Origin of the sequence: Streptomyces sp. NPDC006309, from assembly GCF_040613095.1 — a bacterium.
Lineage (GTDB): Bacteria > Actinomycetota > Actinomycetes > Streptomycetales > Streptomycetaceae > Streptomyces.
Genome location: NZ_JBEXRO010000020.1, coordinates 51,323 through 67,257 on the forward strand (window position 1 = coordinate 51,323; position 15,935 = coordinate 67,257).

General features: G+C 72.9%; 14 protein-coding genes and 1 tRNA gene. 9 read left to right on the forward strand and 6 right to left on the reverse strand.

Translation table 11 applies throughout. The features are described from left to right. Nucleotides 1-39 precede the first annotated feature (39 nt). The gene (locus tag ABZ117_RS24095; RefSeq protein ID WP_356823845.1) at nucleotides 40-342 is read left to right on the forward strand and encodes a hypothetical protein; all 303 of its coding nucleotides are present in this window, start codon (nucleotides 40-42) and stop codon (nucleotides 340-342) included. Between the two features lie 64 nt (nucleotides 343-406). Here ABZ117_RS24095 and ABZ117_RS24100 read toward each other — a convergent pair whose 3' ends face one another. Next, nucleotides 407-1,363 (reverse strand): helix-turn-helix domain-containing protein, encoded by a 957-nt coding sequence (locus ABZ117_RS24100; RefSeq protein WP_356823846.1) that lies wholly within the window; start codon nucleotides 1,361-1,363, stop codon nucleotides 407-409. A gap of 153 nt (nucleotides 1,364-1,516) precedes the next feature. On the opposite strand from ABZ117_RS24100, the gene ABZ117_RS24105 reads away from it, so the two are divergent. Beyond that, nucleotides 1,517-2,026, forward strand: a complete 510-nt coding sequence (locus ABZ117_RS24105; protein ID WP_356823847.1) for a hypothetical protein — start codon at nucleotides 1,517-1,519, stop codon at nucleotides 2,024-2,026. 42 nt (nucleotides 2,027-2,068) lie between these two features. Here the strand turns inward: ABZ117_RS24105 and ABZ117_RS24110 are convergent, their stop codons facing one another. Both ABZ117_RS24110 and ABZ117_RS24115 read right to left on the reverse strand, forming a co-directional pair. Beyond that, nucleotides 2,069-3,544 (reverse strand): MFS transporter, encoded by a 1,476-nt coding sequence (locus ABZ117_RS24110; protein ID WP_356823848.1) that lies wholly within the window; start codon nucleotides 3,542-3,544, stop codon nucleotides 2,069-2,071. 393 nt (nucleotides 3,545-3,937) lie between these two features. After that, nucleotides 3,938-5,251 carry a DUF445 domain-containing protein gene (locus ABZ117_RS24115; protein WP_356823849.1) on the reverse strand — a complete coding sequence of 438 codons (1,314 nt, stop codon included), beginning with the start codon at nucleotides 5,249-5,251 and terminating at the stop codon, nucleotides 3,938-3,940. Nucleotides 5,252-5,447: 196 nt separating this feature from the next. On the opposite strand from ABZ117_RS24115, the gene ABZ117_RS24120 reads away from it, so the two are divergent. Continuing rightward, nucleotides 5,448-6,791: an SGNH/GDSL hydrolase family protein gene (locus tag ABZ117_RS24120; RefSeq protein ID WP_356823850.1), complete on the forward strand. Its 1,344-nt coding sequence runs from the start codon at nucleotides 5,448-5,450 to the stop codon at nucleotides 6,789-6,791. Between the two features lie 26 nt (nucleotides 6,792-6,817). Then, nucleotides 6,818-7,420, forward strand: coding sequence for an RdgB/HAM1 family non-canonical purine NTP pyrophosphatase (gene rdgB, locus ABZ117_RS24125; RefSeq protein WP_356823851.1), 603 nt, complete (start codon nucleotides 6,818-6,820; stop codon nucleotides 7,418-7,420). A 57-nt stretch (nucleotides 7,421-7,477) separates the two neighbouring features. On the opposite strand, the gene ABZ117_RS24130 is transcribed toward rdgB, so the two are convergent. Together ABZ117_RS24130 and bcp are read right to left on the reverse strand one after the other, a co-directional pair. After that, nucleotides 7,478-7,561, reverse strand: a tRNA-Leu gene (locus ABZ117_RS24130). A gap of 113 nt (nucleotides 7,562-7,674) precedes the next feature. Beyond that, nucleotides 7,675-8,142 carry a thioredoxin-dependent thiol peroxidase gene (gene bcp / locus ABZ117_RS24135; RefSeq protein ID WP_356823852.1) on the reverse strand — a complete coding sequence of 156 codons (468 nt, stop codon included), beginning with the start codon at nucleotides 8,140-8,142 and terminating at the stop codon, nucleotides 7,675-7,677. 93 nt (nucleotides 8,143-8,235) lie between these two features. Between bcp and ABZ117_RS24140 the strand changes: the two genes are divergently transcribed. Both ABZ117_RS24140 and ABZ117_RS24145 read left to right on the forward strand, forming a co-directional pair. Further along, entirely contained in the window at nucleotides 8,236-8,565 is a 330-nt protein-coding gene (locus ABZ117_RS24140) for a DUF3618 domain-containing protein (protein ID WP_356823853.1), read from the forward strand. A gap of 55 nt (nucleotides 8,566-8,620) precedes the next feature. Beyond that, nucleotides 8,621-8,980: a co-chaperone GroES gene (locus tag ABZ117_RS24145; protein WP_356823855.1), complete on the forward strand. Its 360-nt coding sequence runs from the start codon at nucleotides 8,621-8,623 to the stop codon at nucleotides 8,978-8,980. A gap of 190 nt (nucleotides 8,981-9,170) precedes the next feature. Here the strand turns inward: ABZ117_RS24145 and ABZ117_RS24150 are convergent, their stop codons facing one another. Beyond that, a complete protein-coding gene (locus ABZ117_RS24150; protein ID WP_356823927.1) occupies nucleotides 9,171-11,996 on the reverse strand; it encodes a transglycosylase domain-containing protein in 2,826 nt (941 codons plus the stop codon). Nucleotides 11,997-13,285: 1,289 nt separating this feature from the next. On the opposite strand from ABZ117_RS24150, the gene ABZ117_RS24155 reads away from it, so the two are divergent. Genes ABZ117_RS24155 through ABZ117_RS24165 form a run of 3 tightly spaced genes read left to right on the forward strand, consistent with a single transcriptional unit; the run spans nucleotide 13,286 to nucleotide 15,888 of the window. Continuing rightward, a complete protein-coding gene (locus tag ABZ117_RS24155) occupies nucleotides 13,286-14,086 on the forward strand; it encodes an ABC-2 family transporter protein (protein WP_356823856.1) in 801 nt (266 codons plus the stop codon). After that, a complete protein-coding gene (locus ABZ117_RS24160; RefSeq protein WP_356823857.1) occupies nucleotides 14,079-14,924 on the forward strand; it encodes an ABC transporter permease in 846 nt (281 codons plus the stop codon). Before ABZ117_RS24155 ends, ABZ117_RS24160 begins: the two co-directional genes overlap by 8 nt. A gap of 1 nt (nucleotide 14,925) precedes the next feature. After that, nucleotides 14,926-15,888, forward strand: coding sequence for an ATP-binding cassette domain-containing protein (locus ABZ117_RS24165; protein WP_356823858.1), 963 nt, complete (start codon nucleotides 14,926-14,928; stop codon nucleotides 15,886-15,888). Nucleotides 15,889-15,935 lie beyond the last annotated feature (47 nt).

Sequence of the window (15,935 nt, forward strand, 5' to 3'; positions counted from 1 at the left end):
GACCTCGGGGCAGCAGCAGGGACACAGGAGGAGGCACTCATGGCCAGGGTTCCCAGCGCGGTCGTCGCCGCGACCGGGCTCGTCGGCGGCTACGGCGTCGCCCGCTGGACGAAGAAGCGGCAGCTGGGCGGGGTGGTCCTGGCCGTCGGGGGTGCCGCCGCGGCGCGGCAGTGGCAGCGGCAGGCGGGCGGGACGGCCGCGGGCGCGCTGACCGCCGCGTACGTCGCCGCGTTCGCCGGCTCTCATCCGCTCGCCAAGAAGGTCGGCGCCTGGCCGTCCGTCCTCGGCGTCGCCGGGGCCGTCGCCCTCACCTCCTGGGCCGTCGCCGACCGCAAGGCCTAGACGGCGGCCGGCGGCCCGGGCTGCGTCCGCAGCGGCCGGCTGCGAGCGCCGGCCGCCTACGGCCTCACCGTGTCCCCTCGCCCGCCCGGAACGCCCGCCGGTACCCCTGGGGGCTCGTTCCCGTCACGCGGCGGAAGCGCTCGCGGAAGGTGGTGGGGGAGCCGAAGCCCGTCCGGCCGGCGATGCGTTCCACCGGGTGGTCCGTGGTCTCCAGCAGGTACTGGGCCCGCCGTACCCGTGCCCGGTGCAGCCAGCGCAGCGGTGTCGTGCCCGTCTGTTCGCGGAAGCGGCGGTTGAGGGTGCGGGCGCTCATGCCCGCCCGCGCCGCGATCTCCCCCAGCGTGAGATCGCGGTCGCAGTGGTCCTCCAGCCAGGCCAGCAGGGGTTCCAGGGTCGCGCCGGCCGGGGCCGGGGGCAGCTCGTGGACGATGAACTGGGCCTGGCCGCCCTCCCGTTCCAGCGGCATCACCGACATGCGGGCGGTGTGCGCGGCGACCGCCGAGCCGAAGTCCCGGCGGATCATGTGCAGGCACATGTCGAGGGCCGCGGCGGCGCCCGCGGAGGTGAGGAACTGGCCGTTGTCGACGTAGAGGACGTCCGGGTCGACGGTCACCTCGGGGTACCGCTCGGCCAGGTGTCCGGCCGCCGACCAGTGGGTCGTCGCGCGCAGGCCGTCCAGCAGGCCCGTCGCCGCGAGCAGGAACGCGCCCACGCAGACCGACGCGATGCGGGTGCCGTGCGCGGCCGCCGCGCGCAGGGTCTCCGCGACGGACGGGGGCAGTGCCTCCGGGGGTTCCGCGACGCCCGGCAGGATGATCGTGTCGGCCTCCGCGAGCGCGTCCAGGCCGTACGGCGCCCGCATCGTGAAGGCGCCGGCGCTCACCTCCTCCCGCACCGAGCAGACCCGCACCCGGTACGGCGTCCGGCCGTCTGGCAGCCGTGCGCGGCCGAAGGTGTCGATGGGGGCGGACAGATCGAACGGGATGACGCCGTCCAGCGCCAGTACGGCCACGGTGTGCATGGCAGGAACCTAGCCGTACGACGGGTCGCCGCCGGCCGTGCGGCAGCGGTGCTGCCGTGTGCCGGCCCCGGTGGCACCCGCCTGGCGGGAATCCGTCGGCAGTCGGCATTTCCGCCACTCCTGCGAGATCCCCGCCGCGCCTACGGTCACCCCGTGACCAAGTTCCTCCTTGCCGTCCACGTCCTCGCCGCGATCCTCGCCGTCGGGCCCGTCGCCGTCGCCGCCAGCATGTTCCCGCCGGCCGCGCGCCGCGTCCTGGCCGTCCCCGGCCCCACCCGCGACCCCGGCGCCCCGAGCCCAACCGGCGGCCCGGGCACCCCCACCGGGACCGACGCCGGCACCACCGCTCTGCGGCTGCTGCACCGGATCTGCCGCGTGTACGCCCTCGTCGGCGTCGTCGTCCCGGTCTTCGGATTCGCCACCGCCCGTGAGCTGGGCGTGCTCGGCAGTGCCTGGCTGGTCGTGTCGATCGGGCTGACGGTCCTGGCCGCGGTCGTGCTGGCCGTGTTCGTGCTGCCGGCCCAGTCCGCGCTCCTGGAGGGGAACGCGGACCGGGCCGGGCTGATCGTGCGGCTCGCCATGTTCACGGGATTGTTCAACCTGCTGTGGGCGGCCGTGACGGTCCTGATGATCGTCCGGCCCGGCTCCACGACGGGCGCCTAGCAGGTCACGGCGTCCGACGCGGCCCCGTACCCACCGGGAGCCCTACGCCGCCGTCTTCGCCCGGCCGGCGACCGCGCTCAGCGGGCGGGCGACGTCCTCCAGGGAGCGGCGTTCGGCCCGTACCGCCAGGGCCGCCGCGACCAGGCCGGCAGCGCACATCAGCCCCGCGCCGATCGAGAAGGCGAGGACCGTGTCGCCGACCCGGCCGGTGCTGGTGAGGTCGGCGAAGATCAGCGGGCCGCTGATGCCGCCGGCCGCGGTGCCAAGGGCGTAGAAGAAGGCGATCGACATCGCCCGTGTCTCCATCGGGAAGATCTCCGACACCGTCAGGTAGGCGCTGGAGGCGCCCGCGGAGGCGAAGAACAGCACCGCGCACCAGCAGGCGGTCAGGGTGGCCGCGCTCAGCGAGCCCCGGTCGAACAGCCATGCCGTGCCGAACAGCAGCAGACCGGACAGGATGTACGTCGAGGAGATCATCACCCGGCGGCCGACCGTGTCGAAGAACCTGCCGAGCAGCAGCGGGCCGCAGAAGTTGCCGATGGCGATGACCGCGAAGTAGTAGCCGGTGCGGTCGGCGGGCACGTCGAAGAACTTCGTCAGGATCGCGCCGAAGCCGAAGGTGATCGCGTTGTACAGGAACGCCTGGCCGACGAAGAGGGAGAACCCGAGGACGGCCCGCTTGCGGTACTGGCCGAAGACGGTGCGCGCGATCTCCAGGAAGGTCACGTTCTCGCGCTGGTGGATCTCCAGCTCGCCCTCGGGCCTGGGGAGCCGCTCGCCCCTCTCCGCCTCCACCCGGCGTTCGATGTCGGTGACGATCTCCTCCGCCTCCCGGTCCCGGCCGTGGATCAGCAGCCAGCGCGGACTCTCCGGGACGTGCCGTCGTACGAGCAGGATGACCAGGGCGAGGACGGTGCCCAGCGCGAAGGTCAGCCGCCAGCCGACGTCGGCGGCCAGCACGTCGGTGTCGAGCGCGACGATCGACAGCAGGGAGCCGCCGACGGCGCCCAGCCAGAAGCTGCCGTTGATGATCAGGTCGACCCGGCCGCGGTAGTTCGCCGGGATCAGCTCGTCGATCGCGGAGTTGATCGCCGCGTACTCACCGCCGATGCCGAAGCCGGTGAGGAAGCGGAACAGGAAGAACCACCAGGCCTCCCACGAGACGGCCGTCAGGGCCGTCGCGGCGAGGTACACCGCCAGGGTGATCATGAAGAGGTTCTTCCGGCCGAACCGGTCGGTCAGCCGGCCCCAGAACAGCGCCCCCACGCAGGCGCCCGCCACGTACAGCGCGGCCGCGGTGCCGGTGACCTGTCCGGAGCTGATCGACAGGCCGCTGCCGGGCTCGGACAGGCGGCTGGCGATGTTGCCGACGACCGTGACCTCCAGACCGTCCAGGATCCATACGGTTCCCAGGCCGATCACGATGGTCCAGTGCCAGCGGGACCAGGGCAGACGGTCCAGCCGGGCGGGTATGTCGGTGGTGATGGTCCGGCCTCTCGCGGCCTGCGCTGTGCTCATGGGCTCCCTCCTCGCCGAGGACGGGATACCGGGTGCCCTGAGCCTGCCGGAACAGTCCGGCCCGGCATCCGCCCAGGCCGGAAGAGCCCGGGCCCGCCCCGCCGCAAGCATCCCGGCCCGCCGGACGGAGAAGTCCCGGCCGCCCGGCCGGAAGAACCCCGGCCCGCCCGGACAGAAGCGCCCCGGACCGCCCGGCCGCAGAGTCCCGGCCCGCCCGGACGGACAAGTCCCGGCCGCCCGGACAGAGGAACCCCGGCCCGCCCGGACAGAAGCGCCCCGGACCGCCCGGCCGCAGAGTCCCGGTCCGCCCGGACGGACAAGTCCCGGCCGCCCGGCCGGAAGAACCCCGGCCCGCCCGGCCGGAAGAGCCTGCCCCGGCGCGCCGGGGCCCCGTCAGACCCCCAGCCCCCGTGACACCGTGTAGATCAGCAGCCCGGCCAGGGAGCCCACCACCGTGCCGTTGATCCGGATGAACTGGAGGTCGCGGCCGATGTGCGCCTCGATCTTGCGGGTGGTGTGCTCGGCGTCCCAGCCCGCCACGGTGTCCGTGATCAGTGAGGTGATCTCCTTGCGGTACGTCGTCACGACGTGCACCGCCGCGCCCTCCACCCAGCTGTCGACCTTCCCCTGCACCTTCGCCTCGGTCGCCATCCGGGTGCCCAGCGACAGCAGGGCGGCCCGGACCCGCAGCCGCAGCTCACTGCGCTCGTCGTCCGCCGCCGCCACGATCATCGACCGTACGGCCGTCCACGCGGACGCGATCAGCTCCTGCACCTCGCCCCGGCCCAGCACCTCGGTCTTGAGCCGTTCCACCCGGGTACGCGTGTCCGTGTCCGATTGCAGGTCGGCGGCGAAGTCGGTGAGGAAACGGTCGAGGGCGCCGCGCGCCGGATGGGAGGGCATGTCCCGCGTCTCGGTGACGAAGCGCAGCAGCTCCTTGTAGACCCGCTCGCCGACCTTGCGGTCCACGAAGCGCGGGGTCCAGCCGGGGGCGCCGCCCTCCACGGCCACCATCACGTCGTCGCGGTGCAGCACCAGCCAGTCGTGGGCGCGGGTCACCACCAGGTCGACCACGCGCCGGTGTCCGCCGTCGGCGACGACCTTCTCCAGCATCTTGCCGAGTCCGGGCGCGATCTCCCGGGCGTCCGCCCGCCGGGTGATCGCCTCGCCGACCACCGCCTGCACGTCCGAGTCCCGCAGCACCGTCAGCGCGCCGCGCAGCGCGGTGGCCAGCTCCGCCGTCACCCGGTCGGCGTGCTCCGGCTCCGCCAGCCAGGTGCCGAGCCGGCTGCCGATCCCGACCGCGTGCAGCCGCTGCCGTACGACGTCCTCGGAGAGGAAGTTCTCCCCGACGAACTCGCCCAGCGACACGCCCAGCTGGTCCTTCTTGTTCGGGATGATCGCGGTGTGCGGGATGGGCAGGCCCAGCGGATGCCGGAAGATGGCCGTGACCGCGAACCAGTCGGCGAGCGCGCCCACCATGCCCGCCTCGGCCGCCGCCGCCACATATCCCGTCCACGTCCCGGCTCCCGCCTGGCCGGCCACCTTCGCCAGCACGTACACCACGGCCACGAGCACCAGCAGCCCCGCCGCCGTGAGCTTCATGCGCCGCACCCCGCGCCGGCGCTCCTCGTCGGCCGGGGTGAACGCGGTCATGGTCCGGTACGACGTGCCCCGTCCCGTCGTTCCCGTATCGGTAGGTTCCATTTGCTCCACCCGTTCGGTGATCCCGCACACAATTGTCCCTGTCCGGCCGATGCCTGGAACGAAACCGGAGTTCCCGGCGTCTGTCTGGACGGGAGTAGTGGCAGGGTCCTGTCAGATCTCCCCCGCCCATGACGGATCATGGGCTCAGCAAGATCGGAGCCTCGGGCTCCCATCTCCCGAGGAGAACAACACAAGCATGACCAAGCGTCATGGTTATGCCGTCCTGTGCGCACTCGTGGCCCTGGTCGCGGCCCTGTCCGCCGCCATCTACGTCACCGTGGCGGCCGATGACGGCACCACCGGCGCCGTCCGCGGCACCCTCGCCGACAGCCGCCCGCACCGCGACAGCGCCGCCGCCCCCGCCTCCACCGGCACCTGGGTGGGCGCCTGGGCCACCGCCCCGGTCGGCGGCGAACCCGGCACCGAAACGGCCGGCATGGCGGGCCGCTCGGTCCGCAACGTCGTCCACACGGCCACCGGTGGTACGAGTGCCCGCATCACGCTCTCCAATCTGTACGGCCAGTCACCGCTGACCCTCACCCACGCCACGATCGCGCTCTCGGCGGGGGACGGCACCGCGGCGGCCGACGCGTCGACGATGCGGCGCCTCACGTTCGACGGCGGCACCGGCGTCGTCATCCCCGCGGGCGGACAGATCGTCAGCGACGCCGTACGTCTCGCCATCCCGCGCGGCAGCGACGTCCTGGTCACCACCTACTCCCCCACTCCCTCCGGGCCGGTCACCTACCACCCCCACGCCCGCCAGACGTCCTTCGTCGCCGACGGCGAGCGCGCCGAGGACGTGACCGGCGCCCCGTACACCGAACAGACGCCGTACTGGCGGTATCTGACGGCGCTCGACGTCCTCAGCAACGAGGCCGACGGCACCGTCGTCGTCTTCGGTGACTCCATCACCGACGGCATCACCTCCACCCCCGGCGCCAACCACCGCTGGCCCGACATCCTCGCCGGCCGGCTGCGCGGCGCCCTGGAGAGCGGGCGTCAACTGCCGCGCTACAGCGTCGTCAACGAGGGCATCAGCGGCAACCAGGTCCTCGCCGACGGTCTCGGGCGGCCCGCCGAGAACCAGAGCGGCCTCGGCCGGTTCGGCCGTGACGCGCTCTCCCGGACCAACGCCAGAGCCGTCGTCATCGATCTCGGTGTCAACGACATCCTCCGCAACCGCGAGCTGGCCGACCCCGACCGCATCGTCACCGGCCTGCGCACCCTCGTCCGCCAGGCCCACGCCCGCGGTCTGAAGGCCGTGGGCTCGACCCTGATGCCCTTCCGGGGCCACCGCGGCTGCACCCCGGCCCGTGAGGCCGTACGGCAGCAGGTCAACGCCCGGATCCGGGCCGGCGGGGTGTACGACGCCGTCGTCGACTTCGACCGGGCCCTGCGGGATCCCTACGATCCGCGCCGGCTGCGCGCCGAGTACGACTCCGGCGACCATCTGCACCCCAGCGACCTGGGCTTCGCCAGGATGGCCGAGGTCTTCGACCTGCGCACGCTGCGCGGGGCGGGGCAGACGGAGCTGTGACCGGGGGGCGGGGAATACTGGCGGGCATGACCCGCTTGATCCTCGCCACCCGCAACGCCGGAAAGATCACCGAGCTGAGGGCGATCCTCGCCGAGGCAGGGCTGCCGCACGAACTGACCGGCGCGGACGCCTGTCCCGACCTCCCCGACGTCAGGGAGACCGGCGTCACCTTCGCCGAGAACGCCCTGCTGAAGGCGCACGCCCTCGCCCGGGCCACCGGCCTGCCGGCCGTCGCCGACGACTCCGGCCTGTGCGTCGACGTCCTGGGCGGCGCGCCCGGCATCTTCTCCGCCCGCTGGGCCGGCCGGCACGGCGACGACCGCGCCAACCTCGACCTGCTCCTGGCCCAGCTGTCCGACATCGCCGACGAACACCGCGGCGCCCACTTCGCGTGCGCCGCCGCCCTCGCGCTGCCGGACGGCACGGAACGGGTGGTGGAGGGCCGGCTGCGGGGCGTCCTGCGGCACGCCCCCGCCGGTACGAACGGCTTCGGCTACGACCCGATCCTCCAGCCGGAGAACGAGACCCGTACGTGCGCCGAGCTGAGCCCGCGGGAGAAGAACGCGATCAGCCACCGGGGCAAGGCGTTCCGGGCGCTGGTGCCGGTGGTCCGGGAGCTGGTGGGCTGACCACGAGAGCGCGAAGGCCCGCCCGGGGGTGCCGGGCGGGCCTTCGCTTCACACGTGTGCGGCCGGAGGGACTCGAACCCTCAAGGGATTTCTCCCACAACATCCTAAGTGTTGCGCGTAGGCCAATTCCGCCACGGCCGCGTGCACGCACATGCTACCGGTCACGGGTACCGCGCCACGGGGATTCCCGGCGGACGGGGAGCGGCCCGCACCGCGTCGCCGCGGTACGGGCCGTGGGGCCGCGGAGCGGGGCGTCAGATGCCCAGGTCCTTGATGATCTTCGCTACGTGTCCTGTCGCGCGGACGTTGTACAGGGCCCGCTCGACCTTGCCCCGCTCGTCGACGACCACCGTGGAGCGGATGACCCCCAGATACGTCTTGCCGTAGTTCTTCTTCTCGCCGTAGGCGCCGTAGGCCTCGGTGACCCGCTTGTCGGGGTCGGCCAGCAGGGTGATCCTCAGGGATTCCTTCTCGCGGAACTTCGCGAGTTTCGCCGGCTCGTCGGGGGAGATGCCGATGACGTCGTAGCCGGCGGCGGCCAGGACCTCCAGGTTGTCGGTGAAGTCGCAGGCCTGCTTGGTGCAGCCGGGGGTCAGGGCGGCCGGGTAGAAGTAGACGATGACCTTGCGGCCCTCGTGGTCCGACAGGGAGACATCGTTGCCGTCGGCGTCGGGGAGGGTGAAGGCGGGGGCAACGTCCCCGGGCTGGAGTCGCTCGCTCATCGGACCAGCGTAACCGGGGGGCCTTGCGGTGCGGTGCGGGCAGGAGCTGACAGACTGTCCGGAACAGCATCAGCAGACTTCGGAGGCCGTACGGTGGCGGACACGTCGGACACCAGAACCCCGGCGCAGATCGAGGCGGACATCAGGCGCCGCCGTGAAGTGCTGGCCGAGACGCTCGACGAGATCGGGGTGCGGGTACACCCGAAGACGATCGTCGGGGACGCGAAGGCCAAGGTCGTCGCGAACGTCGATCACACGGTCGGACGCGCATACGTGCAGGTGAACCGGTTGGTGAGCGAGGTACGGGCGCAGTTCGTGGACGAGGAGGGCGCCCCCCGGCTGGAGCGGGTCGTGCCGGTCGCGCTCGTCGCCGTGGGGGTGGTGGGCCTGCTGGCTCTCACGTCCCGGCGGCGCAAGGGCTGAGGGGAGCGGTGACCCGGGCACGTACGGGCGGGGCGAGGACAGGTAGGTTCACAGCGTGAGCGCCAACAGAAACCAGCACAGCACCCCCCATCACGACAAGCTGCCCATCCGGATGCTGCACGACCGGGTTCTCGTGCGGCAGGAGACCGGTGAGGGTGAGCGGCGGTCGGGGGGCGGCATTCTGATCCCCGCCACCGCGGCGGTCGGGCGGCGGCTGGCCTGGGCCGAGGTCGTCGCGGTCGGCCAGAACGTGCGGACGGTGGAGACCGGGGACCGGGTCCTGTTCGACCCGGAGGACCGGGCGGAGGTCGAGGTGCGGGGCGTGGCGTACGTGCTCATGCGCGAGCGTGATCTGCACGCCGTCGCCGCGGACCGGTTCGAGGGGTCGGAGGACTCCACGGGCCTGTATCTCTGATTCCCCGGAGCGACGCGAAGAGGGCCGGTGACCATGTCACCGGCCCTCTTCGCCGTGTTTCGCCATTCGCCGGTCTGGAGGTCGGCTGGTCGGTCGGGATGAGGAACAGCGAGGGATTCACCCGGCTGTTCTTCGTGTGCCTGCTGCTGGCCGCCGTGGTGGGACCGAAGGCGACCGGCGGCCACTGACGTCAGGTGCCGGGGAAGCCGCCGCCGCCCGTGTCGGTCCCGGTGGCGTTGCCGCCCTGGGTGCCGCCACCGCCACCGCCCGTCGTGCCACCGCCACCGCCACCGGTGGTCGTACCACCGCCGCCGGTCGTGCCGCCGCCGGTGGGAACGCCCCCGCCCGTGGCCGTACCACCGCCGCCGGTCGGGTCACCGCCGGTGGTGGTGGTCCCCCCGCCCGTGGTCGTGCCGCCGCCGGTGGGGGTGCCCCCGCCGGTGGCCGTACCGCCGTCGGTGGGGGTGCTGCCGGTGGTGCCGCCGTCGGTCGGGGTGGCGGTCGCGCCGCCGCCGTTCGTGCCGCCGTCCGTGGTGGTGCCGCCGGTGCCCTGGCCGGCGTCCGTGCCGGGCTGGGTCGGGGCGGTGGTGCCGGGCGGCTGCGGCTGGTCGGCGCCGGACTGGAGCCGGAGGTCGAAGTCGCCGGCCGGCTTGCCCTTGAGCGCGTCGCGCGTGTACTGCGCCCAGATCTGGGTGGGCGGGCCGCCGCCGTTCATACGGGCCACGCCGAGGGCGCCGTACAGCGGCATGTGCTTGGCCGTCACCGGGTCCTGGCCCATGACGGACACCACGGTGGCCAGGTCGGGGGTGTATCCGGCGAACCAGGCGGCGGTGTCGCTCTCCGCGGTACCGGTCTTGCCGGCCGCCGCCCGGCCCGCGCCTTGCGCGGCGGTGGCGGTACCGCTCTGGACCACGCTGCGCAGCACGGAGGTGGTGGTGTCGGCTGCCTCCCGGCTGACGGCCTGCCTGACCCGGCGTCCGGGCAGCTCGATCGCCGCGGTGCCGTCCTTGGTGATCTTCTGGACCAGCGTGTACGTGCCGTGCTTGCCGTGGTTGGCGAGCGTGGCGTAGGCCTCCGCCATGTCCAGGACGCTGGCGTTGGCGGTGCCGAGGGCCATCGACGGGGACGGGTAGAGGTCCGGGGTGCCGGCCGGGATGCCGAGGTCGACCGCGGTCTGCTTGACCTTGGCGGGACCCACGTCGGCGGCCATCTGCGCGTACACCGAGTTCACCGACAGGTCGGTGGCCTTGCCGACGGTGATCGGACCGTACGACTTCTGGTCCTCGTTCTCCGGGTTGTACGGCGCGCCGCTCCAGCCCTGGACGGTGCGCTTGTTGGTGCCGTCGTAGATCGTGTTCGGGGTGATCGTGCGGCCGTCCTGGGTGGTCGAGCCGTTCTCCACCGCCGCGGTGAACACGAACGGCTTGAACGTGGAGCCGACCTGGAAGTCACCGCGGGTCGCGCCGTTGGTGTACTGCTTCACGTAGTCGACGCCGCCGTACATGGCGACGACCTCACCGGTCCTGGGGTCGACGGAGGCGCCACCGGCCCGGACGTAGGTGTCGGCCTTGCGGTTCTTCTTGTCCAGCTTCGCCATCAGCTGGTCGTCGACGGCCTTGACGAAGGCGTCCTGCTTGCTCTTCTGGATGGTGGTGGTGATGCGGTAGCCGCCGGCCTGCAGCTGGTCGGCGGTCACGACCTTGTTGGTGATCAGGTAGTGCCGGACCGCCTCGACGAGATAACCGCGCTGACCGGACAGGCCCGTGGAGAGTATCTGCTCCTTGGGCATGGGGAACTTCACGCCGGCGCGCTCGGAGGCGCTGAGCCAGCCCTTCTTCACCATGCCGTCCAGGACGTAGTTCCAGCGGGCGACGGCCGCCTTCCTGTTCTCCGGGTGCGCCACGACGTCGTACTCGCTGGGCGCGTTGACGAGCGCGGCGAGATAGGCGGCGCGGGCCGGGTCGAGGTCGGCGGCGTCACGGCTGTAGTAGGCCTGGGCGGCGGCCTGGATGCCGTAGGCGCCGCGGCCGAAGTAGCTGGTGTTGAGGTAACCCTCGAGGATCTCGTTCTTGGTCTTCTCGCGGTCCAGCTTGATCGAGATGAAGAACTCCTTGGCCTTGCGGGTGAGCGTCTGCTCCTGGCCCAGGTAGTAGTTCTTGACGTACTGCTGGGTGATCGTGGAGCCGGACTGCTTGCCCTTGCCGGTCGCGGTGTTCCAGCCCGCGCGGAGCATCGCCTTGGGGTCGACGGCGGACTCGGTGTAGAAGTCGCGGTCCTCGGCGGCCAGTACGGCGTGCTGGGCGTCCTTGGAGATCCCGGCGAGACCGACGTTCTCGCGGTTGACCTGGCTGTCGCGTGTGTCGCGGGCGATCTGGGAGCCGTCGGCGTAGAGGTAGACGTTGGCCTGCTTGGTGGCGAAGGCGTTGGCCGACGGGATCGCGACCAGGGAGTAGCCGATGAAGAAGAGGCCGACGACGAGGAGCAGGCCGACGACGACGGTGCCGAGCACCATGCGCCACGTCGGCAGGAGCCGCCGCCATCCGGTCCGCCGGGGCCGCTTGCCCTTCTTGCCCTTGCCACCGCCGTTGCCGTCACCGCCACCGCCGTTGCCGTCACCGCCGCCGCCGTTGCCGCCGGCGGCCGGGCCGTCGGTGGCGGCGAGCGCGGTGGTCTCGGCCTCGGAACCCCCGGAGCGGGGGGCGGCGGCGGCGGCAGCGGCCGGGGACGCCTGAGCGGCGGCCGAGGCGGCCGCACCGGCCGCCCCCACGGCGCCGGCCGCTCGTGCGGCGCGGGCGGCCCGTGCGGCGGCCGGGGAGGACGCCGCGGCGGAACCGGCGGCCGCGCCGGTGCTCTTGGCGGCGTCGGTGCCGGGGTTCTGGCCGGCCGGGCGGGGCACGGAGGTACGGGAAGTGCGTCCGGCCGGATCCTGCTTCGCCGGCGAGGAGGCGCCGGCCTCGCCGGGCTCCCCCGAGCGAGGCGCACCGACCCGCCGCAGCACCTGCGTCGTCTCGGCCACCGGCGCCCCACCGGCACCGGGCGCCTTGCCGGAACCCGGGTCAGCACCGGGCGCCTTGCCGGAAGCGGCAGCGGTACCGGCACCCGCGGCGGCACCGGCCGCCTTGCCGGACGCCTCCGCGGCACCGGGCGCCTGACCGGGCTGCGGCTGCCTGCGGCCCTTCCCGGACTGGGCCGAGGACGCGGACCCGGCCGCGGACGCCTCGGGTCGCCTGGGCGGGGTGATGCGCCGGAGCACCTGGGTGCTCTCGGCCGACTGAGCCTGCTCCGACACGGGCGCGCCCTGGGAGGCACCCGCATCACCGGCGCCGGACCCCTTGCCGGCAGCCCCGCCGGAACCCTTGGCACCGTCGGAGCCCGCGCCACCCGAACCGGCAACCCCACCAGCCCCCTTGCCGCCACCGGAGCCCGCAGGGGCGCCCGTGCTTCCCGGCCTGCCGGTGTCCGCGGCTTCGGACCGTTCCGTCCGGGCCCGGGCCGCCTGGCGGGCACGGGCGATGGAGGCCGTACGGTCCTGGCCGGCCGAGCCGGAACCGGACCGGGACATCGAGCCCGCCGCATCAGACCCGGACCGGGACATCGAGTCCGTCGAACCCGAACCGGACGACGCGCCCGCCGAACCCGAACCGGACCGGGACGACGAGCCCGCCGCATCGGAACCGGAACCGGACGACGGGTCCGTCGGAGCCGAGCCGGACCGGGACGTCGAACCCGCCGGACCGGGCCCCGAACGGGACCACGCGCCCGCGGCATCGGAACCGGACCGGGATGTCCGGTTCGTGTCTCGGCCGGGTGCTCCTGAGGTGTCGCGGTCGGTGTCGGGTCCGGGCGTGCCCGCCCGGGTGCCCTCGGCTCCGCGGGCCCCGGGACCGGCACCGCTGCCGGAGTTCGTGGGGCCGGCCGGGCCGGTCGTGGTGTGCGGGCGGCGGGCGGCCGGCTCGCGGGGCGGCCGCCTCGCGGTGTCGTCGGACCCGCTCGTCCCCCCGCGCGGCTCGCGGCGCCCCGGGTTACCGGACCCTTCAGCCGGCAGCGGCCTTTTCGGTGCCGCGCCCTCGTTCGGCTGCTGCGGCTGCGGCTCGTCGCTCATGTCGTGCACGGACTCCTGTTTCGCGTCGTACGTTCCCGTACGCCTCGTACGCCTTCTGCGCCCCCTGTTTGAAGACTCTCGCACCTGGCGTTCCGTTCCCGGATTCCGGCACGCTTCCGGCCGGATAATGCGTGGCCGACCACCGGGGCTCCGGACTAGGCTCCTGCGCTTCGGTGTCGAGCAGTCCGGGGAGGTCGACTGACGTGGGTGCGGGACGGTTGTACGCGGCCGTCGCGGCAGGGGGCTTCAGACGGTACGCGACCTATCGGGCCGCCACTGCGGCAGGGGTGTTCACGAACACGGCCTTCGGGCTGATCCTCGTCTACACCTACCGCGCGCTGTGGGACCAGAAGCCGCACCTCGGCGGATACGACCAGGCGCAGGTCGTCACCTATGTCTGGCTCGGCCAGGCGTTCCTGTCGACGCTCGCGATCGGGGGCGGCGGCGTCGAGGAGGAGTTGATCGAACGCATCCGTACGGGGGATGTGGTGATCGACCTGTACCGGCCGGCCGACCTCCAGCTGTGGTGGCTGGCGGCGGACCTGGGCCGGGCGTTGTTCCAGCTGCTCGGCCGGGGACTCGTCCCCTTCCTGTTCGGCGCGCTGTGCTTCCCGGTGTACCTGCCGTCCGACGCCGGCACCTGGGTGGCCTTCCTGGTCGCCGTGCTGCTCGCGATGCTGGTGGGTTTCGGCATCCGGTACCTGGTGGCGCTGAGCGCGTTCTGGCTGCTGGACGGCACCGGCGTGGGGCAGATGGCGTGGCTGCTGGGGTACTTCTGCTCGGGGATGCTGCTGCCGCTGAACGTGTTCCCGGGCGCGTTCGGCGAGGTCGTACGGGCGCTGCCGTGGTCTGCGCTGCTCCAGGCGCCGGCGGACATCCTGCTGGGGCACGGGGATCCGCTGCCCACCTATCTGTTCCAGGCGGCGTGGGCGGCGGCGCTGCTGGGCGCGGGGCGGCTGGTGCAGTCGGCGGCGACGCGCCGGGTGGTGGTGCAGGGTGGCTGAGGGGGGTCCGGCGGTGCCGGGGGCGGCGGATCGCCTGGTCGGGTGGGTGCGGGCGTACGGGCTGGTGGCGGGGATGTGGGTGCGGTCGACGATGGCCTACCGCGCGTCGTTCGCCATGACGACGTTCGGGAACTTCGCGGCGACCTTCTTCGACTTCGTCACGATCATGCTGATGTTCTCCCGGGTGGACACGCTGGGCGGCTACTCGCTGCCCGAGGTGGCGTTCCTGTACGGGCTGTCCGCGACCTCGTTCGGGCTGGCGGACCTGGTGATCGGCTCGATGGACCGGCTGGGGCGGCGGGTGCGGGACGGCACGCTGGACACGCTGCTGGTCCGCCCGGCGCCGGTGCTGGCGCAGGTGGCGGCCGACCGGTTCGCGCTGCGCCGGCTGGGCCGGGTGACGCAGGGGGCGCTGGTGCTGGGCTGGTCGCTGACCCGGCTGGACATCGCGTGGACGGTGCCGAAGGTGCTGCTGATCCCGGTGACCGTGGTGAGCGGCTTCGGGATCTTCGCCGCGGTGTTCGTGGCGGGGGCGGCGTTCCAGTTCCTGGCCCAGGACGCCTCGGAGGTGCAGAACGCCTTCACCTACGGCGGTACGACGCTGTTGCAGTATCCACCGTCGGTGTTCGCCAAGGAACTGGTGCGCGGGGTGACGTTCGTGCTGCCGCTGGCCTTCGTCAACTGGCTGCCCGCGTGCTACGTGCTGGGGCGGCCGTATCCGCTGGACCTGCCGACGTGGGCCGCGTTCATCTCGCCGCTGGTGGCGGTGGGGTGCTGTGCGCTCGCGGGGCTGGCCTGGCGGGCGGGACTGAGTTCGTATCGCGGCACAGGGAGTTAGCGTGAGTGAGTTCATCGCACTGGAGAAGGTCGAGAAGGTCTTCGAGGTGCGCCGGAAGGCCGGGTTCCTCAAGCGGGAGCGGCACGAGGTGCGGGCGGTGGACTCGATCTCGTTCACCGTGGCGCGCGGGGAGATGGTCGGGTACATCGGGCCGAACGGCGCGGGCAAGTCGACCACGATCAAGATGCTGACCGGCATCCTGACGCCGAGCGCGGGGCGGCTGCGGGTGGCCGGCATCGATCCGGCGCGGGAGCGGGCGCGGCTGGCGCACCGGATCGGGGTGGTGTTCGGGCAGCGGACCACGCTGTGGTGGGACCTGCCGCTGGCCGACTCCTACCGGCTGGCGCACCGCATGTACCGCATCCCGGACGCCCGTTACCGCCAGAACCTGGACCGGCTGGTGGACCTGCTGGATCTGGGCGCCCTGTTGGACGTGCCGGTGCGGCAGCTGTCGCTGGGGCAGCGGATGCGCGGGGACATCGCGGCGGCGCTCCTGCACGATCCGGAGGTGCTGTACCTGGACGAGCCGACGATCGGTCTGGACGTCGTGTCGAAGGCCAGGGTGCGGGAGTTCCTGCGGGAGGTGAACGCCGAGCGCGGTACGACGGTGCTGCTGACCACGCACGACCTCCAGGACATCGAGCAGTTGTGTTCGCGGGTGATGGTGATCGACCACGGGCGGCTGGTGTACGACGGCTCGCTCGACGGGCTGCACGAGGCCGGGGAGAGCGAACGGACGCTGGTGGTGGACCTGGAGCGGGAGCTGCCGCCGGTCGAGGTGGCGTCGGCGCGGGTGGTGCGGGTGGAGGGGCCGCGGCAGTGGCTGGCGTTCCCGGCGGGGCAGTCGGCGGCGCCCCTGGTGGCGGATCTGGCGGCCCGGTACCCGCTGGTGGATCTGTCGGTGCGGGAACCGGACATCGAGGCCGTCATCGCCAGGATGTACGCGGAGAGGGCCGTCTCGTAGGGTGTCGCCACGAGCGACGACGCAGCCCCGGACCTCCGCGCGTCCGA